General features: G+C 41.0%; 17 protein-coding genes and 1 riboswitch. Of the genes, 8 read left to right on the plus strand and 9 right to left on the minus strand.

Annotation, left to right across the window (positions count from 1 at the left end; genetic code table 11):
* Positions 1-75: 75 nt before the first annotated feature.
* On the minus strand, positions 76-3513 hold the full coding sequence (locus C9J40_RS00575; RefSeq protein ID WP_107245358.1) for a DEAD/DEAH box helicase family protein: 3438 nt from the start codon (positions 3511-3513) through the stop codon (positions 76-78).
* 79 nt (positions 3514-3592) lie between these two features.
* Positions 3593-5077 carry a sigma-54-dependent Fis family transcriptional regulator gene (locus C9J40_RS00580; protein ID WP_107245360.1) on the minus strand — a complete coding sequence of 495 codons (1485 nt, stop codon included), beginning with the start codon at positions 5075-5077 and terminating at the stop codon, positions 3593-3595.
* 264 nt (positions 5078-5341) lie between these two features.
* Positions 5342-5442: riboswitch (TPP riboswitch) on the plus strand.
* A gap of 99 nt (positions 5443-5541) precedes the next feature.
* Between C9J40_RS00580 and thiD the strand changes: the two genes are divergently transcribed.
* A complete protein-coding gene (thiD, locus tag C9J40_RS00585; protein ID WP_107245361.1) occupies positions 5542-6384 on the plus strand; it encodes a bifunctional hydroxymethylpyrimidine kinase/phosphomethylpyrimidine kinase in 843 nt (280 codons plus the stop codon).
* Positions 6385-6468: 84 nt separating this feature from the next.
* Here the strand turns inward: thiD and C9J40_RS00590 are convergent, their stop codons facing one another.
* The 3 genes from C9J40_RS00590 to C9J40_RS00600 form a co-directional block, all read right to left on the minus strand.
* A complete protein-coding gene (locus C9J40_RS00590; protein ID WP_107245363.1) occupies positions 6469-9729 on the minus strand; it encodes a M66 family metalloprotease in 3261 nt (1086 codons plus the stop codon).
* A 155-nt stretch (positions 9730-9884) separates the two neighbouring features.
* Entirely contained in the window at positions 9885-12119 is a 2235-nt protein-coding gene (gene pbpC, locus C9J40_RS00595) for a penicillin-binding protein 1C (protein WP_107245365.1), read from the minus strand.
* The gene (locus tag C9J40_RS00600) at positions 12109-16737 is read right to left on the minus strand and encodes an alpha-2-macroglobulin (RefSeq protein WP_107245367.1); all 4629 of its coding nucleotides are present in this window, start codon (positions 16735-16737) and stop codon (positions 12109-12111) included. The genes pbpC and C9J40_RS00600 overlap by 11 nt, the downstream gene beginning before the upstream one ends.
* 259 nt (positions 16738-16996) lie before the next feature.
* On the opposite strand from C9J40_RS00600, the gene C9J40_RS00605 reads away from it, so the two are divergent.
* A complete protein-coding gene (locus C9J40_RS00605; RefSeq protein ID WP_107245368.1) occupies positions 16997-17332 on the plus strand; it encodes a hypothetical protein in 336 nt (111 codons plus the stop codon).
* Positions 17333-17453: 121 nt separating this feature from the next.
* On the opposite strand, the gene C9J40_RS00610 is transcribed toward C9J40_RS00605, so the two are convergent.
* Positions 17454-17930, minus strand: a complete 477-nt coding sequence (locus C9J40_RS00610; protein ID WP_107245370.1) for a GNAT family N-acetyltransferase — start codon at positions 17928-17930, stop codon at positions 17454-17456.
* Positions 17931-18095: 165 nt separating this feature from the next.
* Here C9J40_RS00610 and C9J40_RS22320 point away from each other — a divergent pair, with 165 nt between their 5' ends.
* From C9J40_RS22320 to C9J40_RS00625, 4 genes are all read left to right on the plus strand, one after another.
* Positions 18096-18230: a hypothetical protein gene (locus C9J40_RS22320; protein WP_255418989.1), complete on the plus strand. Its 135-nt coding sequence runs from the start codon at positions 18096-18098 to the stop codon at positions 18228-18230.
* Positions 18231-18459: 229 nt separating this feature from the next.
* Entirely contained in the window at positions 18460-19929 is a 1470-nt protein-coding gene (locus tag C9J40_RS00615; protein WP_107245372.1) for a C69 family dipeptidase, read from the plus strand.
* Positions 19930-20098: 169 nt separating this feature from the next.
* On the plus strand, positions 20099-21214 hold the full coding sequence (locus tag C9J40_RS00620) for a cytochrome-c peroxidase (RefSeq protein WP_107245373.1): 1116 nt from the start codon (positions 20099-20101) through the stop codon (positions 21212-21214).
* A complete protein-coding gene (locus C9J40_RS00625) occupies positions 21211-21723 on the plus strand; it encodes a hypothetical protein (RefSeq protein WP_107245375.1) in 513 nt (170 codons plus the stop codon). The genes C9J40_RS00620 and C9J40_RS00625 overlap by 4 nt, the downstream gene beginning before the upstream one ends.
* A gap of 43 nt (positions 21724-21766) precedes the next feature.
* Here the strand turns inward: C9J40_RS00625 and C9J40_RS00630 are convergent, their stop codons facing one another.
* Positions 21767-22048: a hypothetical protein gene (locus C9J40_RS00630; protein ID WP_107245376.1), complete on the minus strand. Its 282-nt coding sequence runs from the start codon at positions 22046-22048 to the stop codon at positions 21767-21769.
* Positions 22049-22261: 213 nt separating this feature from the next.
* On the opposite strand from C9J40_RS00630, the gene C9J40_RS00635 reads away from it, so the two are divergent.
* Both C9J40_RS00635 and C9J40_RS00640 read left to right on the plus strand, forming a co-directional pair.
* Complete coding sequence (locus tag C9J40_RS00635; protein WP_107245378.1) at positions 22262-22642, plus strand: hypothetical protein; 381 nt, start codon at positions 22262-22264, stop codon at positions 22640-22642.
* 145 nt (positions 22643-22787) lie between these two features.
* Complete coding sequence (locus C9J40_RS00640; RefSeq protein WP_107245379.1) at positions 22788-23441, plus strand: nitroreductase family protein; 654 nt, start codon at positions 22788-22790, stop codon at positions 23439-23441.
* A gap of 259 nt (positions 23442-23700) precedes the next feature.
* Here the strand turns inward: C9J40_RS00640 and C9J40_RS00645 are convergent, their stop codons facing one another.
* Positions 23701-24147, minus strand: a complete 447-nt coding sequence (locus C9J40_RS00645) for a GyrI-like domain-containing protein (RefSeq protein WP_107245381.1) — start codon at positions 24145-24147, stop codon at positions 23701-23703.
* Between the two features lie 367 nt (positions 24148-24514).
* Positions 24515-24895 carry a nuclear transport factor 2 family protein gene (locus tag C9J40_RS00650; protein ID WP_107245383.1) on the minus strand — a complete coding sequence of 127 codons (381 nt, stop codon included), beginning with the start codon at positions 24893-24895 and terminating at the stop codon, positions 24515-24517.
* Positions 24896-25002: the final 107 nt, after the last annotated feature.

A 25002-nucleotide genomic window follows, 5' to 3' on the forward strand; every position in this document is an offset into this window, starting at 1 on the left:
GCGCTAAAGCGGCTGTTATCAAGCCGCTTATAATTATGCGTGGTAGTTTACTCGCTTGATTCTTGATACCAAATGCTAATTTACGACTTTCTCAACACTTGTTTGTTTATCCCCCAAATGGACACTAAAGCGACGTACAAATTGTTCAACCACGTCGGCTTGTGCCGGGTTTGGGAACACGCCATCTAGCCCTGCATCATCAATTTGATTAAACGGCGCATCGTAGAGCTGTTCAATATCAACACTACCGTAGCGGCAAAGGTGATTTTTGAGCATGCCGATAAAACGCTGCTGTCTTGCGTTTAAATGGGTATGCACGTTTTGCACAAAAGCCGTGAACTCATTTTCTATTTGCTTAGCATCCATACCGACAATCGTGCGCAGGATTTGATCTAGCCCTGAGGTTGATTCTGGGAAGAACTCTTTAAGGGTTCGCAAGTCAACATTGGGGTTTTGGGTCAGTACCAAGGCGCTTAATGTCGCTAAGTCGGCTTCTGTTACCGCTTGCCCACCACGGATTTTTTGCAATACGTCGTTAGTATCAAACAGTGGCGTTAAGGTCTTTTCTACCTCTTGGCGGTAGATTTCATAATCAACCGTGATGATGTCTGTTTTGATCTCTTCTGTTTGATAAAGGCTTTCATCTTCACGCACATCAATTACAGGAATATGAGTTGATGCAGGTGCTACCCCTTTATCACGTAAGTGAATCACACTGCGCAAGTTATGACGACAGGCCTCAACGGCAAAGTAATCGGCATCACTCAAGTAGTTCTGTTGTTGTATCTGTTTGATGGTGGTTGCTTTGCTTCGCACTTCATTTAGGTGCATAGACAAGCTAGTCACCTTATCTAAAATAGGTTGCGCTTCAATATCAACCTTACTTGGCTGTTGTAATTTCGTCAGTTGCAGCTGAAGAAATTGCAGATCTAAACGAAGGGCTTCGCTTTCGCCTGTGGTTTTCTTCCATTGCATCAACGGCGCCATTTCATCAAACAACAACGTTTTGGTATCTGGCGCCATTTGCATTAAGCGTTTTTCTTCGCTCAATTGGGCTTTCAGCTTCCACTTTTCACGCACAGCAATGGTTTTATCGTTGAGCGAATCGATATCCGCTTTGATCTGGTGAACAGCATCAGCAAAAATCTCCATTTCTGCTTTCTTTAGTGCTTCAACAGCCAAGTTGAGTTTGGCTTCAAACACTTTTTGCGGCAGAGATTTAGTTTGCGAACCTTCATCTTCTTCTGGGTTCATTTTGAAGTATTCAAAGTTGTCCCAATGGTCAAAAATTAAGAAGTGCTTTTTATCTAAACCAGGACCGTAGAGATTTGCACACAAGCGAGTACCACGACCCACCATTTGCCAAAATTTCACTTTCGATTTAATCGGTTTCGCAAACACCAAGTTGACACATTCAGGGACATCAATACCGGTATCTAGCATATCGACCGATACCGCGATGGTAATGTCATCATCGTTCCCTTCTGCGCTTTTGAAGTTGTCGATTAACTCTTCAGCCCGTTCGTATTTAGAGTGGATAACGCGGCAGAAATTACCGCCCAAATCTGGGTACATTTCACTGAAAAGTTCAGCCAAAAGCTCTGCATGGGCAATGCTGCGGGCAAAGATGATCGATTTACCCGGCAGTTGGTTATCTTTATCTTTTAAGCCTTTTTCCATTAAGTTACGAATAATGGCTCGGTTGGTGTCTTTATTGAATATCGCTTTATCAATTTGCTTAGAATCGAAATCTAAGGTATTAGGATCAATGCCCTGATCTTCTAACTCTGCAATTTGCTCATCCGTCAGTTCGCTTGCTTTGATCCCTTCACGTAAAAATTGCGTGGTATGGGTAACCACCTTAAACGGGACAAGGTTCTTCTCTTCAATCGCTTGCTCTAACGGGTAGTTTGCTGTGGGCAGTTTATAGTCACAGCCAAACAGTTGGCTGGTAGATCGTGAGATCATCTCAACCGGCGTTGCTGTTAGCCCCACCTGTAGCGCATCGAAGTATTTAAATAGCTCGCCATATTTGTTGTAGATAGAGCGATGAGATTCATCGGCAATGATCAAATTAAAGTGACCGACATCGAACTCTTCGTAGTTTTGAATCATGCCCGGGTAAGTCGCTATTACGATACGCGCATTGGAAGCCGCATCTTTTTTACTTTTCCCTTTGATGAAAAGCGGCTCTTTGGTGTGTTCATTAAACGCATGACCTGCCTGTTTACGTAACTCTTTTCGGTCACATAAAAACAGAACACGCTTCGCCCATCCCGCATCAAGCAGACGTTTTGCTAATGCAATAGATACACGGGTTTTACCTGTCCCTGTTGCTTGTACCACCAACGCTTTGCGGTGTTTGTCTGAAAAGCGTTCACAGACACGACTGATGCTTTCCATTTGATACATACGCCCTGCTACCTTGGTGTCGATAGGCGTTGTATTAAGATCTTGTTTAAGAGTTCGTTGTTGGATCAGGTATTGAAGGCTGTCTTTGGCGTAGTAACCGAAGATAGCGCGTGGTGCATAACCTTGAGCATCATCCCAAATATAAATTTCATAGCCGTTGGTGTAGAAAATCACAGGACGTTGGCTATAACGTTTTTCTAGCGCATCAGCATACAATTTTGCTTGTTCGCGCCCGGCTTTGGCATCTCTCTGTGTACGCTTGGCTTCAATGACCGCTAACGGTTTACCATTGTCGTCCCAAAGTACGTAGTCACAATAACCAATGCCTGTTTGCGTTGGCTGCCCATCAACTTCAACTTCTTTGGATACTTGCTCTGTACTCTCTTCATCAAGTGCAACATCCCAGCCACAGCTACGCAGATCTGCATCAATGATTCGCTTGCGGGTCTCTTGTTCATTAAAATCAAAGCTGCTCTTCATTGCTAGCGTATTGCTACGAAGTTTATCTGCTTTGGCTTGATCCACTTGTGCTTTAAGCTGTGCCGCTTCTTTCTGAGCCTGTAATTGAGCAAGCTTAGTTTCTTCCAGCTCTTTCAATGCCTGTTTTAAGATCTCATCATGCTGTTTAAGCTTTTGTTGTAATTGCTTATTCTTGCGCTTAAATTCGCCTTTGGATTCATCTTCTCTTTGGCTATTTTCAGGTGTGGTAAACGATGGGCAATCTTCTAGTTTACCCTCGCCATATGCCATAAATAGCCAGCAGCCAATGAAATAAGATTCTTTTAGCAACCAAATGGCATCGTGTTGGCTAACTTCGCCTTCATGAGCGGCTTTGTTTCCGCCTCGACGAACAGCGTGAAACTTATCAACAATGGTTTTATCAACGATAGATGTGAATGAACCGCTCACCAACTTATCATGCATAGAGGCGTTAGGTGCCACAGGAAGGTGAAGCTCTCGGTACAAGTAGCCTACAATTTTTTCGACGTAGCAGCGCAGCTTAACCAGTGCACTTTGCGGATCACTCACGGCATAGGTTTCAGCAAATGCGCCAAGCTCTGCCAACTCTGGCCACTGGTTACGTAAATGTTCGAAATTCATGGACGTTTTCACCTTAGTTGCTCTCCTTTGATACCTATGCCTATCGCAACGTTTATGCCATTCGCTTTTCTTTGTTTCATCAAGCATCTAAATCGTACGTTTTGAGCCAATTATTCAATGTTTGATGATTTTTTAAACCTAATGATTTAGCAGCCTTAGATTTGTTTCCACTGGCAAAATCCATGGCAGAGATAATCGCATCTTTTTTAATATTATCAATATATTGCTGCAAATCGCCCGGAATAAGGAACTTATCTTCAGCGGACGGTGTATTATCTAAGCTTAATGTGGCTTTTTCGATATCCGCTCGGCTTAGCTCTTTATTTTCAGACCACAGCGTAGCACGGTTTAACGTATTCCAAAGCTCACGAATATTACCCGGCCAGTGATGTGAAACGGTAAAATTTATTGCAGCATCGGAAATGTTTTTACTTTCAAACAGCGGATGCTTTTCCATCTGTTGATTGATGTCTGCCATGAACGTGGTAATGATGTCGGGAATATCTTCAGCGCGCTGCCTTAATGGCGGTAATGTGATAACGCCAACAGCGAGGCGATAAAATAAATCTTCACGAAACGTTTCATCAGACACCATACGAAATAAATCACGATGCGTCGCTGCGATTATCCGTACATCGATGGTGCGGGTAACGGTATCACCCACACGCGTGATCTCTTGTTGTTGTAACGCTCGTAATAGTTTGACTTGCACCACTAAAGGAAGCTCACCGACTTCATCTAAAAACAGTGTGCCGCCGTTTGCTTGCTCAAACAGTCCTTCATGATCACGCTCAGCTCCCGTGAAGGCTCCCTTTCTGTGACCAAATAAAATTGAATCGACGAGGTTTTCAGGTAGCGCACCGCAGTTGACGGCTTTAAATGGCTTTTGCTGTCGGAGGCTGGCTTGATGAATAGACTTTGCAAGTACCTCTTTACCCGTTCCGCTTTCACCTAATAATAATGCTGGTAGATCCGAATACGCTAAACGTTGCGCTTTTTTGACGGTTTCTTGCATTACTGCGGAGTTGGCGGTTATTGAGCTAAAAGCACCTTCATTTTTGGGGTGTTTAGAGACCAGTTGTGAAATCGCAGTAGATGAAGATTTCGCATACTCAGAGGCAAAATCTACCGGGATATCGACATTATTGATTTCCCCTTGTGGCGATGTTTGAACGAACTGACATTTAGCATTACCCTTGCCCAGCAGCACTGATACAACAGTCATGGCTGGGGTACCTGATGTCAGATTGATATACACCTGAGTCGCATCTGAGGAAACGTCACTCAATTGCTTTTGCATGACTTTCGTTATTGATAAATAATCAATCGGTGAAGTTAATCTGACACGTTTTATCTCTACTGATGTTTTAGAACGCCCAGCACATGCTAACTTTCTTTTTAACCAGTCCTTGTAGTCAAACCATTCGTCATCCCATGTACTCGCAAGAATAACGACACTATCAAGCATCGGCCCTCTAAGAGCGAGGGTTGCAATGGAAGCTGGTTTATCTAGCTTCATTTGATCTAAATCTGTTCTACCAAGCCAGCTAAGCAGAGTTGCCATTTTAACGTCCGTGATTTTAGTTTTGTTTATTTTAATCAATCTGATGCGGTAAAGGTGTGAGGTAATCTACAGTGTCTTAACCGAGCAGTTGCATAATACATAATATGTCAATGAAACTAATATTGTTTTTATTGCTCGGGTTCTTTGTCGGGGAATGATTATTTCACCTGACCATTACATCTTTGGTTTTTATCTAACATGAATGCTGATGTAACCCCTTATTTTATAAGTACGTGACAACAAAACGTTTATCTATTAGGATTTGAGAGTTAGTCGGGGGGCATTACGCTGAGATCACAATTTAAGTGGGACCCGTTGAACCTGAACCAGTTAACACTGGCGGAGGGAACTAAATAAACAATATCCGTATTGTTTAGCCAAGTTATCACTGGATCTCATCACTTCACATCAACCGATCCTTTCAGACTTGGCACCGGTTCCTAACGCGTAATTAGGAATCTGTTATGTCATCACACACCAATAATACATCCCATGTTACAACGCCTATCGTTTTAACTATTGCTGGCTCTGACAGTAGTGGTGGCGCGGGTATTCAAGCCGATATCAAAGCTATTTCAGCAACTGGTGGCTATGCTTGTTCGGTGATCACTGCAATTACGGCGCAAAACACCCAAGGTGTTAGTGGTATTCTTCCTATTCCTCTTGTGATGATAGAACAACAGTTAGATGCTGTTTTTACCGATCTCAACATTCAGGCCGTTAAAATAGGCATGCTTGCCGATAGTGACATCATCACGCTGGTTGCGAACAAAATAAAAGAGTACAAGCCACGCTATCTTGTGATTGATCCCGTTATGGTTGCCACCAGTGGTGACTTATTATTACAACAGTCAGCCATTAGTACATTAAAGCAAAAACTACTTCCATTAGCTGATCTCATCACGCCTAATTTAACTGAAGCCGCTGCGCTGACAAACAGCGAGATCCCACACAATCATACGGATATGTTGGGATTAGTCAGCAAACTGCGTGACATACAAACAAAAGCCATACTGCTTAAAGGTGGGCACCTAGAAAGTGATTCAGAAAGTAATGATTTATTAATATTAAGTGACGATATTATCGAGCTAAAAACAAAACGTATTGATACCCACAATACCCATGGTACTGGCTGTACCCTCTCTTCAGCTATTGCTTCTTACCTTGCTCAAGGTTATTCGATCGAACAAGCAACACAACGTGGCAAAGAATATATTACCTCTGCCATTTCAGCGGCTGATCAGCTCAATATCGGTAGTGGTCATGGTCCTGTTAATCATTTTTTTACACAGGATCAAAATAGCTAACAAGACATGAAACATCACGCAACATGATATAAAAAAGCGGTGATTTAACTCACCGCTTTGATTTATATAGTAAATATTATGTGATTACAGTTTTGTCCAAGCATCTTGCCAATAAGCACTGCTTGCTGGGGCATAAGAAGCACTTGAGCACCAACCTGAATTAGGCCACGGTTTACATTGGTATAACTGCTCATCGCTAGCACGAACAATATCCCCTTGTTGGTAAACTGTGCCCGCTTGATACGTTGGATATTCTCCCGGCGCAGGTGGCGTCACTTCTGGTTTGACTGAGGTACAACCTTCGGTTGCAATTTGTTTCCAAACACCCCACTCACCCGTTGTTCCCGGCTCTTCACCTTTTGTCCACCAACCTGCTAGCCATACCACACCGTTGTGGCTGACTTCATCTCCTGCAACATAAATACTTTGTGCACTCCATGTGTTTTCGCACACTGCGCTACCTTCAACCGTCACAACACGTTGCGCTTCTGTGGTTTGTTGTGCGCTGTCAGTAATACGGTAATTCAAAGTGTAGTTACCAGCTAGGCTCGTATTGACTTCACCTTTGATAATAATATTGGCCGTTATGTCGCCATCTTCTGCATCTTTTGCGGTAATACCTGTTTTTGCATCAAAGGTATCACCGAGTTGAATAGTCGTATCGCTAATCCCTTCTAACACAGGTTTTGCACTAAACACTTCAACTTTACGCGCAACAACAGATTCACTTAAAGCACTGTCATAAGCTTTGTAAGTTAGCGTGTAATGACCCACTTTATTGGTATCAACAGTACCTTCAACCACGATAGAGGCAGTGACATCACCATCGTAATCATCTGTCGCTGTTACTCCTGCAAGTGGCGCAAATAAATCACCATGTGCAACAACAATATCGTCAACACCTGTGATAACGGGTGCTTTTCCTGCCTCCGTTGTCACAATACTTGCTTTTAACGACGCTTTTGCCGGCACTATATCCATTGTATTTAATACTTCACCACCACAGCTAACTTCTGCGCGGTATGGTTTCAGTGCACTTTCAATATTGATGTGAAAACGGTTCATGTGACCATCTTGCAAACGACGGTTATACAGGTTAAACGTTTTGGTGCCACCGTTTTGCGTCAACACATCCAACTGACATGTTGAAGCCGTGAAGTTATCAAGGTAAACATTACCGTATGCACCATGCAGAGCTGGGTAGATGTAGCTTGGTAGTGTTTTCTGTGGATCGTAATACCCTACCAAGGTTGTTACCTGTACGCCTTGCTTGTATGGGATAAGATCAATATTACCGCCCAGTGTTGAGTTTTCTTCTAATACCCACTGTCCATTGGCGTAAGTGAACGCATATTTTTTGTCACGCTCTAATGTAAAACTTTGATCATTATAATGAATATTGGTATTCCATAGCGATGTCACTTGAACAAGTGCTGTTTTACCTTCAAACGCTATATCGCTTGGCAGGTGAACATTACCAATCCATGCGTGGTTTTTCACTAAGACATAAACAAGATCATTTTTTTCAAATAGCTCATAAAACTTGTGACTTTCTGGACCAAATTCATCAGGCCCTAAGCTTTCATTCGGACTAACAACAACAGAGATCGCTAAATCATCAACCACTGAATGCGTCCATGGCTTCATCACTTGTTCTACATGATCCCACTTGCTATAACCTGTTGGGGACTCTGGATCAAAATTCGCTTTATTTTCTACGAAATCTTGAAACACACTCAGCTCATACGGTGCATGTAATGTGTATGCATTGTATTTAGGGTAAAGCGGTTGACCGCCAGACATGGTACCAAAACCAAAACTGTGTCCTTCAAAAGGTGCAACACATTCCCCTTCGTAGCATGACTCTTGATTCGTCACCCCTTTAGTGAAATTAGGAATAAAGATATTTTTATAAACATCCCACCCCCATGTAGAGTTCACTTCAGTAGAACTTTTGTGAATTGCTCCCGTAAAGCCACCAGGATAATGTGCACCGACTCCTAATTCGTGACCTACTTCATGACTAAATTCGTTACCCGTTGAACTCACGACAGAAGCTACACCTGCGTAAGAGCCCAACATACCGTGTGCAATTAAACCATCAGTATAATTACCAATTGAGTTATTCACAGTCACTTGCGTTGCATGGTATGGCGCTTCAATGTTCCACTGACTTGCAGGACGTACTTTTGATGAATTCACACCATAGTTAGCACTGTTAATACCTGAAGAGATCAGTTCACGTGCAATACGGTAATGTGAATCACTGCCGTAACCGTCTGCATCACTAGGATCAACACCTTGAAGTAAGCGACCATCAGGCAAAATGATCTCTTTAAGATGTACTGATTCATAAGGGTTAACAATCAATTTACTGATCTGAAGACTTTGGAAATACTGACGGTGTAATTCTGGATCATCGATAAAGATAAATTGATCTCTTGGCTCTGTTAATAAACCAATATCGATTGCATTTAAGATCATACTGGTATTAGCACCGATCTTAATATCTGAAACCGTCCCTTCTTTCTTATTTCCACTGGTGAAAGTTAAGCGTAAACCCAGTTTAACGGCTTCTGCTGGAAGTACGGCAGAGTAAGCTTTATCGCTATATGAAATTCGGCTGATTGCCATATCCGACTCACCATACCAAACACCATCAATATTCTGATAGGTAAATTGGTTACCACGGCTGATCGTATCTCTGCCTTGTGTATATTCAATTTGAGAGTTGTAGCCAGCATCTGAAATAAATGTGATCTTCTTATTATTAAAGCTTTTATCATCAGGCAAAATAAAATGCCCCGCCCAATGACCATCTCCAGTTTTAACTAAAACTGTATCGTGCTGATCAAGTAGTGCTTTAAAATGTGTTGTACCCGCTTCGCCAGAGATGTCATGAAGATCGCTATTGCTAGTAATAGTTAGAGAGAACTGCGATGGCTTCGTTATCTCAACATACTTGTCAAGCTTACCCGCCACTTGTGGCAACTGTTGTGGTTGACGCATCACCGTGTGATAAACCACGTCGTTTTGTTTATTTTTAGCAGTAACAGTGACAACTTCGTCTTGCTCTAACATATCTGCGTGAGGTTCAAACAGCACCAATGTACGACGAAGAGAAACAAGATGTGGTTGGCGATCATTTTCAATCTTATTGCTCGTTTGCATGATCACGCTTTGAGCAACACTAACACTACCTTGCAGTGTGCCTTGAGTGTCTGATGGCAACGCTTTTTTATTAAAATAAAGTGTTTCTGGTACTGTGGATCCGATTGTTTCTGCTTGTCCATATTGCGCCATAAGCAATACTGGCAATAGGCTGACTAAATACTTCTTTTTCATTATTTTCGCACAATGTTAATAATATGTATTTGGCGAAATATAAACAATAACAATACAATTTAGAATTAATTTATCTATTTGATTTGTAATAATTTATTATTAGATAAACCGTCAAAAACACCACTTGATAAACACTGTTTTCTTGACGCTTTCGATTACGGATGAACAACAATTTCACGTTTATCACATACTCCATTAATACAAGCAGTGATACGCACCTTACCCGAGTAATCCACTAATTTAATTTCATTACCAGTAAATGGTTGGTTATTTACATACCAATCAACCTTTACGTTTTCATCTAGCGTTTGTAGCGGTAATACGTCTAATTGATCTTTATAGTAATGCTGCCCTGTCACTATTTGCTTGATATACGGCGCAACATTTCCGTTATCCTTATGTGAATCATCTTTCCCTTTAGGCGTTGAAATCCCCCCTCGTTGCCGTTGCCAGTTTGCTAGAAGTTTCGGCCACGTTGTTTGAGCCGTATCCAAACTTGGACGTAAAAAACGCCCATCAGTTTCCAACGTGGGTGGCGTAATTCCTCTTACGGTATAGGCTTTTCTTTGCGAAACACATTGTGCACGAGGCGTAATTTGCTTATCACGCCCACTCGGCCAACAAATGGTCTTTGTCACAACGTCTTTAGGTTTTATTCGTTGGTGTTGATCGCGGGGTAACTGATCAAAGGCATCAAACATAATAGGTGCGGCTTGTGTCGCGCCTAAATAACCCACAACAGGGCTAGAGTCTGGACGACCTATCCACACGCCAACTGTAAAATCTGGACTAACGCCTATCGACCAAAAATCACGATAACCATAGCTAGTTCCTGTTTTCCAAGCAATTTGACGTCTTATCGATGGTACGACTCTATCTGGCGCGCTTATTTCACTCAGTGTTTTAAAAATAATCCAACTTGAAGCCGGTGAAAGGAGCGGTTTACTCACAACGGATTTGGCATTTTGTAGCAGTTGTAAAGGCTGATATTGCCCATTCGTTGCCAGTGTTCGGTACATAGCTGCCAGTGTAATTAAATTGGTTCCTGTCCCGCCTAATCCCACCGCTAAATTTGATTTTTTATGCTGTAATTGAATCCCAGCTTGTTGCAGTTTTTGATCAAAAACCTCTGGTGTTTCTTTATTAAAAACTTGTATTAAAGGAATGTTCAGTGACTGCTTTAATGCTTCACTCATACTCACTGCGCCTTGAAATTTGCCATTTAAGTTTTGTGGCTTATAGCCTGAAAACGATGACGGAATATCACTGAGTAAACTTTGAGAATGAATGATCCCAAGATCAAGAGCCGTACCATAAATGAATGGTTTTAACGTTGAACCTGGTGATCGAACCGCTTGCACCATATCAACATAAGAAAATCGGCTAACATCATTAAAATCCGCCGAGCCTTGATAGGCAATAACACTGGCAGACGCATTATCAACCACAACGATAGCCGCAGAGTTTTTAGCTGGTAAGCGTTGAGAAACCGTCGTTAGCAGTCGCTGAATTCGCTTTTGAATATCCGCTCGAATAGTGGTTTGAATCACCGCTTGGTGCGGATAACCTTGCTGTAGCATACGGCTCAATAATGGCGCTTGCAGTGGTTGAAAATAAGGGGCAACAACGACAGGTTCCTGTTGCAAAAAGTTCGCACTGTATTGATCGAGCTTGTTATAACGCACTAATCGTTCAAGCACTTTATTACGCATCGCTTTTGCACGTTCAGGGAAACGGTCTGGGCGATATAACGATGGTTTTTGCGGTAATACCACCAGTAATGCCGCTTCTGACTTTGTGAGCAATTGCGCAGACTTTCCAAAGTAACGTTGCGCCGCAGCCTCAACCCCTTCGATATTGCCGCCAAACGGGGCAAGATTTAAATATAAGGTTAAGATCTGCTCTTTACTAAAAAACCACTCTAATTGAAGCGCTCGAAATAACTGGGTTAGTTTGCCTGATAACGAACGTGAATGCGGTGAGATTAAACGGGCAACTTGCATGGTTAATGTTGAGCCACCAGAGACCACATGCCCATTAACCCCCCATTGCCATGCAGCCCGAAAGATCGAAAAAGGGTTAAACCCGGGATGGAAATAGAACCATCGATCTTCATAGGTTAATAACGCTTGTCGATAAAAAGGATCAACTTGATCCGGTGATGTTAGTTGCGTTCGACGCACCCCTTGCATATCTGCAAATGCTCGCAGTACCTCTCCCTCTTGGCTTTTAATAACAACCGCAGAGCCATTCGGATAAAGTGGCGGTAATGGAAATACGTAATTCAGCACCACACCACAAGTAGCTAATAATACAATGGTTATACAACAAGCCCGCATCCACGTTTTATAACGTGATGCAGGCTGTTGCGCAAAATAATTACTTTTCAATGGTTACCATGTCTTGCTTAGGCCAGTACACAGCATGTTGTGATGGCTGGTACATCGACTCCATGTAAATTGGCGGAATAGTAAAGGTTCCCGGTACTTCAGCACGAAGTAAATACGCAAATGAATAGGTTTTATCCTTATCAAATGACTGAGAAATCACATAACGATCATTACGATGTTCACTATGCTCTGGTGAACTTAATGTCACATCGTTTGGCGCTAATGCTGCTACATCAAGCCCTTGATTAAGTGCAGGGTTTTCTAACACAAAACCTGCTGGGATCATCTTAGACAGTAACCCTTCATTGACTCGCTGGTTGAGATTAACATTCAATACAACCAATAACCGCTGACCAACTTTTACTGTATTTCCAGTAAATGGCTTGCCGTCTAATTGATAAACAGAGCGTGAAAGCGTATTCACTTTCAATGTATTCAACGGATTATCACTATTTGATACCGCTTTATTGCGTTGCTGGTACCCCTCACCCTGTAACTTAACGTACAGCGGCTTGGTATTATGGTTGGTAATTGTTAATCCTTCCGTTAATGGTACTGAAAATGGACCGGTATGTTGCTGATCATGACCATTAATTGTCACATCAAACGGCTGATCTTTATTCAATCTTTGGGTCAATATCGCAGCTTGTAACAATGCACCACGCTCTTGGGTGCTCAACCACAATTTATCGCCCGACTCTGCAACAAGTTGTTCTAATAACTGCTTTTGAATTTCCGCCGCTTTTTGAGCCAAAATACTATTCGATTTTAGTTGCTGCAAAATCAATACAGACAAGGCGCTATCACGCAGGTTAGATCCATAATCTTGAAAATAGCTGCTGTAACGTTTAACCGTATGGTAATTATTTAACAGTGCTAATGCCTTATCACTATCGCCCACATTGGCATAACTTGCCGCAAGCTGTAATTCACTTAGTCCAGATGGGAAGAGTTTAAGACCTAAATTATCAATATCGCTCCACTGGAGCAGTCCTTGTTGAGACAACACATATGCCGCATAGGTTAATGCACTATCCGCATTTTGTTGGTTATACGCCCATTGCTTCATGCGTGTTGGGTTCTTCACATATTCGAGGATCTCGTCTTGCGCTCGTTTCAGCATGGCTTTCGGTACTATATTTGGAAATTTTTTATCAGCACGTAGCAAAAAGTCAGTCACATAAACAGTTAACCAAGGCTGATCGTTAACACGACTGCTATAGCCATCACTTGGCCACAACGAAAAACCACCTTGTGATGTTTGCATAGGTTTCAAATTCATTATCGCTTGATAAATCATATCCCTATCAGATGGCATCGCTTCAGCATTAGGTGCTTTTCCTTGCGCTTTCAATCGCTGCTCAAAAGCGGCTTTTTTAAAGCGAGTTAATTCTGGTAAATCATATAAATACGGTAATGCTTTACTGGTTGTTTGCTCTGCACAACCATACGGATATTGATAAAGATCTCTTGCTTGCTCTATCACGCTTAGCATCGGTGTTTGGCTGATATAGGCAAAGCCTAATTGATCTGGAATCGTATCAAGCCCTTGCCACAACGAAGATGTCACTGTCAGCCTTTGTTGCGGCTCTAACAGATCCGAATGCATCTTATAAACCCACGGCATTACTGACTTGATCGGCGTTGTCCATGAACGATCAATATGGATCTGATTGTTGCTGTTTTGTGACAGCGAGTGTGCTTGCAGTTTGAACTCTGTACGGTTAACAACTATTGGTGAGTTAACCGTAAACGGGACGTTGTAACTTACATGCTCGCCATCTTGTAATGTCACCTTGGCAGGCAGAAGTGCAATCGCTAAGTTCACGCCTTTGTTGGCGCTCAATGCCAGTGATAACGTCTGCGCTGTTCCACTAATATTGTGAATATCTACCGTGACACTCGATTTATCTCCTGCAACGAGAAAACGAGGAATACTCAATTCAGCGACAACGGGGGCTGCAATTTTATTGCTTGATACACTTCGACCCACTTGTGAATCATTAAATGTCGTAATGATTAACTGCCCTTCACCATTGTAATCAGGGATAGCTAATTTCACATTCGCCTTGCCGTTTTTAACCATTATCGGATTGGACATTAAAATTACGGTTTTACTTTCAACTAAATCGTCATTTTTATTATCAGTACGCGTAACGCTATCACTACCGAAACGCGATTGAGCAAAGGGATTAGGACGTAAATCATAAAGACGTGAATACAGATCAACCACATCCGCGCTATAACGACGCTGTGCAAAGAAGTAGTTAAATGGATCTTGTGGTTTAAAACGGCTGAGGTTAATAATGCCCTTATCCACCAGCGAAACCGTTACCCAAGTATTATCATTTTGTTGCTTCTCAATACCAGCAACAGTAATTGGGATATCTAAGGTCGTTAACGGACGAATAATTGGCGGCATTGTCGCTTTGATTGAGAGTTTTCGCGCCTCACGATTAAGCTTAACTGGCTTAATGCCAAAATAACGTTTCGGCGCATTATCAACATTACCTGTTAGCGTAGCGGTTAAATAAATATCGTGACGATTTAGTCCCTGTGGCAGTGGGATCTCAATATCTTGTTTGCCTTTCGTTATCTTAGTGCGTTGCGACCAAATCACTTTATCTGTTTCTAGCGTCACTAATAAGCTACCTGCAATTGGTGCGGTGATCGCTGAACGGATATTTTCACCTACGTGATAACGTGATTGATCAAAAGCAATATCAAGATGTTCAGGCTTGGCTTTTATTTGCTGATAACCATCATACCAACCGGCATAGAATTGATATTCAGTAACGGTTTTACTCGCTTGATCAGTCACTGTAATACGGTACTGACCCCATTTAGTCGCAAAAGATAATCGATGACTTTTACCTGCTTCAACATGAATCGTTTGCGAAGAGATCGATTTCCAACGCGCTTGTTTCTTACGCTGCCAACCAACACCTTGCTCATATAACCAATAATAAGGCCCCTGATCGTAATCCACTTTTACGGTCAAATCACCAGCAAGACGATGTTGACCATCATGGCTTAATAGTGCGATATCAAATTGAGGGTTAGCATCATAACCGACACTTTTTTGCAGCGGCTTTACTCCAGCTATTGGACTATCTTTCCACACCGTGTAACGTAAATCCCGTTGTACAGCGGCCCCACCCGTTTCTAATAAACTGAAATTAACGACCGCATTAACTGGTGATTGAATTTTAGCAGCAGAAGGTGTCGGTAAAACTATCTCTGCTTTCCCTTCTGCTGATAATGTTTGCTTATCTAATTGCTGATAACGGCTAGCCAATGAAAATCGCTTACCGACTCGATAATCACTGTATTTACCGCTAAAGCTCGACGTTGGGTTATACATAACCTCGGCAGTAACTTTATTACCTGCCGCTGGGCTACCAAATAGATAGCGCCCATTTAGTTCAACCTTGGTTTGACTGCCCGCCATAACAAGCTTTGCAGGATCGGAAAAGGTTAAATCCATTCGCTCAGGAACAAACTCTTCCAATTCGAAAAAATATTGGCTGATCGGCTTTTGCGCTTCAGGATCGAGCCTTACTTCAACGGTATAGCGCCCCGTACGCCAACTAGATGTCGTGTTCAGTTGCTTAGAATAAAAACTCGCTGCTTGCGGAGAGAGTTGCTCAGATAACACAACATCATTACGTGGATCTAATACCGTTAATGTGATCGGCTGATCTTTAATCGCCAGACCGTCTTGATCACGCAGCAAAATATTTAACGGTAATGATTCACCCGGCTTAACCAAATCACGGTTGCTGTAAATAAACGCTTCATAAGGTTGATAAGCTCGCCCTCCTACTTTGCTATCCGATAAATCTAAGGGCGCTTCACGCAGAGGTAAAATACCGATCTCTTGTTGTGACTTATGTTGTAATGAAGGAGCGAGTTGGCGTTCTGCTGTTGTTTTATTAGTACGAGCAATAACGATATCGGTGTTTTTCGCCACAATATCAAAGTTAGCTTCACCTTTATGGTCGATGGGTGCTGTTCTAAACAGTTTATGATCGCGATAAATATCAACGCTACCTGAAGTAACAGCGTCACCCGTTGATAAACGTGACACAGAAAAACTCGCTTGGTGGGTATTTAACCGTGCTTGAATACCAATATCTGTTAATAACACATGTTTAACTTTTAGCTCATCAAACGCGCCAGGTGCCTTTAACACCACAACATACCAACCTGACGGCAAATGATGTGAAAGAGGGATACGTGCTGCAGTTTGTTGATTTAACTTGCTTGGTGGCAGTGTAAAACGATCAGCATAAACACTTTCATAAGCGTGTTGTAAACGCTCTAAACCATAAGGGCTTAGGTTATCTAATAGGTAACTGTCATTTAAAAAGGTGTCGGGATCAGTTATATGTAAAATTTCAACATCAACTTTATCAAGATTCATAAAGTTAATTGGAATTGATTGGTGGTGAGATTGCGGAACTAAAGGGCCATTACCAATCACTTCCACCATCGGTGGCTGACGAATGGGATCTTTCTCTTGATTAGCGTAAGCGGTGCCAAACAACATAAAACTAAAAAATAACGCTATTAAATATAATCCAGCTACCGATCGTTCTGATCCCATTATTCGCATCACTTTCCCCTTTAAGAACCACTCAACTCTATGCACTGCATACGGTGTAATTCTATACAGAAAAGCAGATATATTCATCCGAACATCGCTATATGTTTTCTAAAACATTCTAAATTTTCTAATAAAATTAATAATATATTTCGCCATTTCTTCATGGCTAGCTGTATACACAGGCAATTGTCCTTTTTATCTTGGTGTCATTATCCGTTATAATCATCATCACTTTTTTAAAGATATTACCTACAGGTGTAGCGACAATATGGCTAATCAACCTAATTTTACTGATGAAGAATATAAAGCATTCGCGGAATTAATGGACTCATACAATCGTACGTTCGCCGTATCTATCACGACATTAGTATTAGCCGTAATTGGTTTTATTATTGCAGAAGTTCAGGTTGGTTATTTAATGACTAACAATATTCGTTGGCTGTTCGGCTTACTGGTTATGCTCCCTCTTGCCGTCACCTCAATTGGGAAAAAATACGACTTCAACCACCTGACTTTTAGTATGCCTAAAACTATCTTATATAGCGTACTCAATGTCATTGCTCTCATTACAATTATCGCGATCGTGGTTATGCTTAATCGCTGAGTCCATATTGATAAATATCGTACAGACAAAAATCTCCTTGATCGTATAACGCCCGCTTAGATGTGAGCAACGAAATACCAAAGCCGCGCATAGTGAAAATGCTATGCGTTGTTAATCCCTCTTAAACAATTTTTTCTGTTCTCAACCTACGCAAAAATAGATTACTCCTGTCATTCAAATCAAGCTGAAGCTCCAATATTCCTTTCGACTCACTTAACTTCTGAAAACCAACTAAACTATACATTTCTTTAGCCTTATTATTGCTAAACACACAACACTTGATGTACGGAACGCGAAGTGATGTAGCCTCTTTCACTATGTGTTTAAATGCCCGATAGCCTAATAAACTGCCTTGCTCTGACTTTGTAATTTGTAGCGAATGTATAAATAAACACTTTTCATTAGCTTCAATTGAAAATCCAGCAACAATAATATCGCCACTTTTAATTACCCAATTATCTTTAGCCCTATAATGGCGCTTTATACCCTCGGCATTCCAAGGTAAGCCAAGCTCGGATTGTAGTTGATACATATTTTGATAGATCAAATCGTATAGCGATTCAAAATCAGAATCATCAGCTTTATTAATTGTAAACACGTAACCCCTTCTAATCACTTATGCCAATGTATTAATAGGCATTCTTATCACGCAAAAAAGACCTATGAGTTTATCTTTATCATACGCGATATAATCATTATTATTGACGTTGAATTCTCTAGAAATTCAACGAACGTTGACATTCACACAAGCCAACGCGATTTGATGAATACTTCTCAAATTTATGAAATTAACCAGCAAACTCGCGCAAGTAATATGTCGATTAATTATCATGATGAAGAAATAGGTGGTTATATTCATCGTGAAAACGAAGAAAAAAAAACCACAATAATTTTTTAAGTTCAACTTCATATAAAAAGGAGAAAGTATTTAATTACTTTCTCCTTTTTATTTGTCATGTTTAATTAAATCATAATCACGCCATACAGAATAATTACGCATTTTTACTCCCGCATCCATGCAATATTAGTGTGCATCAAGCTAAAAAAATTATATGACGAATATCACGTTTTATATTTCATTCAACTGCAAGAATATTCGTTCAATGCCTATAACTTAACGATAATTAATGAAAAAGATAACATTACTTTCCGCACTTATTACTTCAGCTATTAGTGTACCAGCATTTGCCTGCACTACGATTTTAGTAGGTAACCAAGCAACAACTGATGGATCTTTTATTGTCGCACGTAATGAAGACTATCAAGCCACTAATGCAAAACAGTTTATCTACCACCCCGCTGAAGCGAAACAAAAAGCTGATTTCAAATCTAACGCCAATGACTTTACTTACCCTGCAGCAAAAAATGCACTGGAATACACGTCATTATCAGATTTTGACACCCATGGTACCAGTATGGGTGAAGCTGGATTTAACTCTGCTGGGGTTGGTATGTCTGCAACCGAAACCATTTATAACGGTACTCAAGCACTCGCGGCGGATCCGTATGTAACCAAGACTGGTATTGGTGAAGATGCAATTGAAAATGTCATTTTGCCACGTGTAAAAACAGCCAAAGAAGGCGTTGAACTGTTAGGTAAGATCATTGAAAAACAAGGCGCATCTGAAGGCTTTGGCGTTGCCTTCGTTGATAAAACCGGTATTTGGTATTTAGAAACCGGCAGTGGTCACCAATGGATGGCACAAAAAATCCCAGCTGATAAATATTTCGTTTCAGCTAACCAAGGTCGATTAACTACCTATAAACTGCATAATCCCGATTATTTAGCTTCTCCTACGCTAGTTAGCTTTGCCGAACAACATGCTTTATATACTCCTGTTACAGGAGAGGCTTTCAACTTCCACAAAGCTTACTCGCAAGATACCAAGAATGATCAAACGTACAATTATCCACGCGTTTGGACGTTACAACACATGTATACAAAAGGCTTAAATACCAAGATAACGCAAGGTGAAAGTTTCCCCGTATTCTTAAAACCAAGCCAGAAATTATCGGTTGCAGATGTTGAACAAGGGCTACGAAACCACTATCAAGGTACGTCACACGACCCATACGCGAATAGTAATCCGAAAGAAGCATACCGACCAATATCCGTATTTAGAACTCAAGAATCACACATATTGCAAGTTCGTCCTAATCTACCTATCGCTATCGGTGAAACCGAATACATGGCATATGGGATGACAGCACTTAGCGTTTATATTCCTTATTATCAAGGTATGACAGAAGTGCCTAAAGCATTAACCATTGGCACAGATAAAGCAGACAACCTATCTGCAAACTGGCAATTCCGTAAGTTACAAACCATTGCCATGACCAACTGGAATGAGTTCTCGCCAATTGTTCAAAAAGCCTATCAACAATTTGAGCAGCAAACAGCCGTTAAGCAACAAGAGCTTGAAAAGCAATACCTTGCGATATACAAAACGCAACCTAAACAAGCACAGGCATTAATCAATCAATTTGAACAAAAAACAGTTGATAATGCATTGGCATTAACCAATCAATTAACCAATACCTTATTGACTAAAATGACCCACAACACCGATATGCTGTATCACTTTGAAGGCGCATAAGTTGATAAAACATAATCACTAGCAATAATCGAGAGATAACCCAAGGTTATAACATTAAGGGTTATTTCTCGTTTTATCTTTTCAATGTCGCACTTTGAAACAATATTTATACCGATTCTTTTTCCGCATCTTATATCATTTGCTCATTCTGTTATGAGCACTCTCGACAATGCGAACACTACTCACCTTTCTTAACCTTATTGTTCTTGTCTTTATCCCTTGTTCTGCATTGGCAACAACAAGTGAACAACAAGCTCAGATCACCTTAGGTCGCTATTTATTTAATGATGTTCGCTTGTCAAAGCTCGGCAATCGCAGTTGTGCCCTTTGTCATGCCGTCGATCTTGGTTGGACCAATCGATTCAGCAAAGTGCCAGATATCCATGGCAATCCAACAACGCTAAACACGCCAGCATTACTCAATGTTGCCCACTATGATCAATTCATGCAAAGTCGTGAAGGATTACATAACTTAGAACAAGCTATTTTGTTGCCTTTATTTAGCACAGCCCCAACAGAAATGGGGATGACAGAGCCGTTATTAGTGCAACGCTTAAAACAAGCATCTGATATCTATACCCCACTATTTGAAGCCAGTTATCAATCAGCAGATTTCACAACCCAAAAAGTCATTAACGCATTAGCGAAATATGTAGAAACAATTCAAAGTGTTGATACGCCCTATCACCGTTATTTATCAGGTGATACTGATGCACTGAATAAAGAGCAACAACTAGGATTAGCACTGTTCAATAGTGATCGCCTTAAATGCTCCCAGTGCCATGGTGGCGAGCTATTAAATACCCCTAAAAACAACACCGATCCACTTTATGTCAGCACAGGGTTGTACGGTATAAAAAATAAAGATGGTAAATACTTATACCCTGAAAATGAACGTGGCAAAGCCAGTTTTAGCCATAAAGAAAGTGACGACGGAAAATACCGTATACCTTCATTGATCAATGTGAGCGAAACAGCACCTTGGGGACATGATGGCAGCGTACAATCGCTTGAGCAGTATATTGAACATTATGCCACCGGTGGACGAATACTTACGATAGGAAAAAATACAGGAGATGGTCGTTATCATCTCAATAAAGACAATAAGATCTCAGGTTTTAGTTTATCGAATAAAGAGAAAAAAGCGCTCGTTGCCTTTCTCAATAGCTTAACCATAACTCGACTACCAGCACAGCAACACCAAGATCCTTTTTGCCAGTTAGTCCCATTAAAAAATAAAAAAGACAGCCCGAACTGTCTTCCACCTTTTAAAGTGAAGTCATGAACACCATAAACAAGACCATGAAAAAGACGATTCAGCTAATAACAATAAGCACCTTGCTAAGCCAATCAATGGCCGTAAGCGCGAACACCGACATTAACCCTGAACACAAAGGGCGCAATGATTATTTTGCCAAAAGTTATCAGCCACTATGTAACTTGCCAACAAAGACCATTGCTACAGCTTCAACACTTGAAGAGGCCAGCCAGCAAGAATTTATTTTAAATAAAGAATTAGGCTTGTCCACCCAGCTAAATTCCCAAGGTGAAGCTTATATTCAACTGGCGATCAAAGAGTGGAATGAGAAGTTTATCGTCGGTGTTACACCGAAAACCCACGTATCAATGGCGGGTGCAGATATTCAAGGTGCAGATATTGTTAACTTGCAATGTGCAGAGCCATCACAATACCTTACCCACTTAAACACCCACGAATGGGGAAGCTATACTCTGAAACTCACAGGTAAACCAAACCAGTTAGTGAAAGTACAAATCACCACAACAGATAAGTAGAAACAAGCCTGAGCAATCTTTGCTTAGGCTTATTGTTTCAAACTTATAAACCTGTGCTGCGATGATATTCTTGCTCAGCAAACTCTTTGCCTTTTTGTGCCGCTGCCGCACATGACTCTGGCGCAATATCACCACGCTCAGTCACATATTGCCTAAGCTCCGCCGCTTTCTCTGTGCGATTAAAAAACTCATGATAGCCAATGTTTTTACATAGCTCCCATGACGATACACCCGCTGCATTTTTTAATGTATAGCTATTTGATGGTGTTCCAGCACACCCCACTAGCCCAAATGCAATCAGTGAAAATAACACCTGCTTTTTCATCAAAAATCCTTTGTTTCAACTTTATCTCAATGATTTAACATACAATATCACATCATCTATTACTTATGTTTTAGTATAAACATGATACTGATTCAAAGCTTCATTATTGATTAGACGTTAATAGGATAATTTCCTAATATACGCATGGTTCAAATACGTTTATGATCGTTGCCAATGTAACCTTCATCGCTAGAGCTATTTTTAGGATTCACCATGAGCAATTTTAATCTTTATACCGCCCTTTTACCTTGTTTCGATTGCCGTCAACAAAAAGCAGAAGCAAGCTTAGGTTGGCTAACCCCTGCTATGCATGAAGCGGTTCTTGCGCAAGTTAATACCATCATTACAGCGAGCAATGATTACCCTGATGATCTTGTTACTACTGTTACTTGTTCTGTTGATGAAGCTAAGTATTACCTATTGTTAAATGCATTTGCTTATTCAGAAGAAGAAATGCAAACAGCAGGCGTAGATCCAGACGACCTTGTTGAAATTGAAAAAGAAATCAAAGCAAACAAGAATGCTGATGGCATGATTGAGCTTGAGCATGACATTGCGCTACAAGGCTGTACTGCTTGCTGCCCTGACGCATAATTCCATACTATTTACTATGGTGTACGCGATGTACGCCATAGTCATACTCCCTCCTCTCGCCTCAACATACCGATTTAAGACTTGAAATTACGCTGACTAGCCCCATTTTATTAATACGACAATTAATAATAAGAGCAAAAGTAAGATGAACAGCCCTATTTTAGATGACTTAAATTGGCGTTATACCACCAAGAGTTACGATCCTAATAAAACCATCTCAACAGAAAATATTGCCATCATTTCAGAAGCACTACGCTTATCAGCATCATCAATCAACTCGCAGCCATGGCGCTTTATTATTTTAGAATCAGATGATGCTAAACAACGATTTAGCAATACCTTTGAGACTAAGTTTTTAGCCAATAAACCTCACGCAACTAACGCCAGTCATATCATTTTATTTACTCACAACCCTCATTATTCTATTGAAGATTTTGAAGCCGTGATTGATAAAAATATTCTTGATGGCCGAATTAAGCCAGAGAAAAAAGACGATGCCGTGAGCAAGTTTAGCTTTGCGGATTTATACACCGAACCGAGTGGCTACAATGCTAATTGGACAAAAGCACAACTTTATCTTGCTTTCGGTAATATTCTGCATGTTCTTGCACGATTAAAAATAGACTCAACACCACTTGAAGGTATTGACGTAAAGCGTGTTGAGAAAGAATTTAGCCAAGAGTTAAATGGCTTCTCATGCCCAGTCGCACTCGCGATTGGCTACCATGATGAGTCTGATTTTAACGCACGCTTACCTAAATCTCGTATGCCACTAGAAACGGTTGTTCATAAAATCTAACAGCGAGTGGAATGATAAAGTGATAGGTGCCCCTAAAATAGTAAACCTACACACTAATAACATTCTTCAACCAGTCCATGGTTTATAATCTATTAACTATAAAAAAGCCGCTGATTAATCAGTGGCTTTTCTTTTAAAACTTGGCGGAGAGATAGCTCTTGAATTCTCGATACGCGATAAAAACAATTATAACTACCAAACTTTACACATAGTAAAATGCCACACGTGCAAATCGCGCTTTAATTATTTGTTATGTGAATTATTTCAGCGCAATGTAGACGCTAACTTTACTCGCGCTTTCGTAGTGTTCAAAATCTGTTGTATAAGCCCTTTCATGCGCACAATTAGAAGAAGTAAAGTACGACCAAACCGACTGCCACGCAGCGATAACAGCAGCAGGAAACTCACCTTCAGATTCAAACTTAAGGTAAGAGCCAGGAAGAACAGATACCGATGACAGCGCAACATTTGAAGAGGATATTTCGTCCGCCCCCATCAAAACATCAAAGTAGCCATCAACATCTGACTCGTAATTGCAGTAGACACTATAAGCCCTTGCCCCCGATTGATAGTTGATGACTAAGTTCGAGTCAACGTATTCAACATGTTTTGGGATATTCGCCGTTTCAGGATTCATCTCAATTTCATTGCGGGTTCTTAAAACTAAACCTTGGATTTCAAAACCTTTTACTTCAACAACTTCCATTTTTCACTCCATTTATATAGCGTTAGCATAACGGGCGTCCTCACCGAATAAAACGGTACGTATAAAAGCCCAACCCTTTTGCCCCTGCTGCCAACATGTCATGCAATTAACGGGAATATTTCGACCCAGATAACCGACGTTAGATAATAAGGATAATGGCTTTCACGCTACAGAATTAAAGAGGATTTTATTATAAATCAGGGTATTAATATTATTGGTTCACACCAAGGATAACGTTCGACTTCTTTTTAGCATCACCCTTCATGATATTTCCAATATTTACTTATATAAGGTAGCTTGGGCTTGTCCAACACTTCGGATAGGTGTCGGCTACGCGACACATATCCTTATCTGTTAGGTGCGTAGTCTATTCTTGTACGATCTTTACCCATTTTGACCGCCATTCTTGCGCTTCCATAGAATCAGGCCAAAACTCTTTTTGCTTTCTGATTAAACCGTTTTCAACGGTATGAAAAGTAATAGCACGGGCTTTTTGGACACTATCTGTAATCGAGACATCAGTTACGACCATTGGACCATCGCAGACTACCGAATGAACTTCAAACTCCCAAACACCGTTTGCGGGATAGTAGGAATTAATGGCTGTGAAGTTTTCTCTACCAACTATAAGTTCACCTGATTGAGGCCAAAAACCTTCGAAATCAGGGCTCAGCCATTCACTAGCTTTTGCAAAGTCATTAGTTTTCATCGCGTCCCAAAAAGCTAGGACGATTTCCTTTGAATTCATTATTTCCCTCTAGTACCTAACGCCGCGTTAAGTAGTGAGCAACGCCACCACGAAACCTAACCATACCACCGTAAACACAAAACCGAACGATGGAATGAAAAATGCCA

Origin of the sequence: Photobacterium sp. GB-72 (assembly GCF_003026095.1) — a bacterium.
GTDB lineage: Bacteria > Pseudomonadota > Gammaproteobacteria > Enterobacterales > Vibrionaceae > Photobacterium.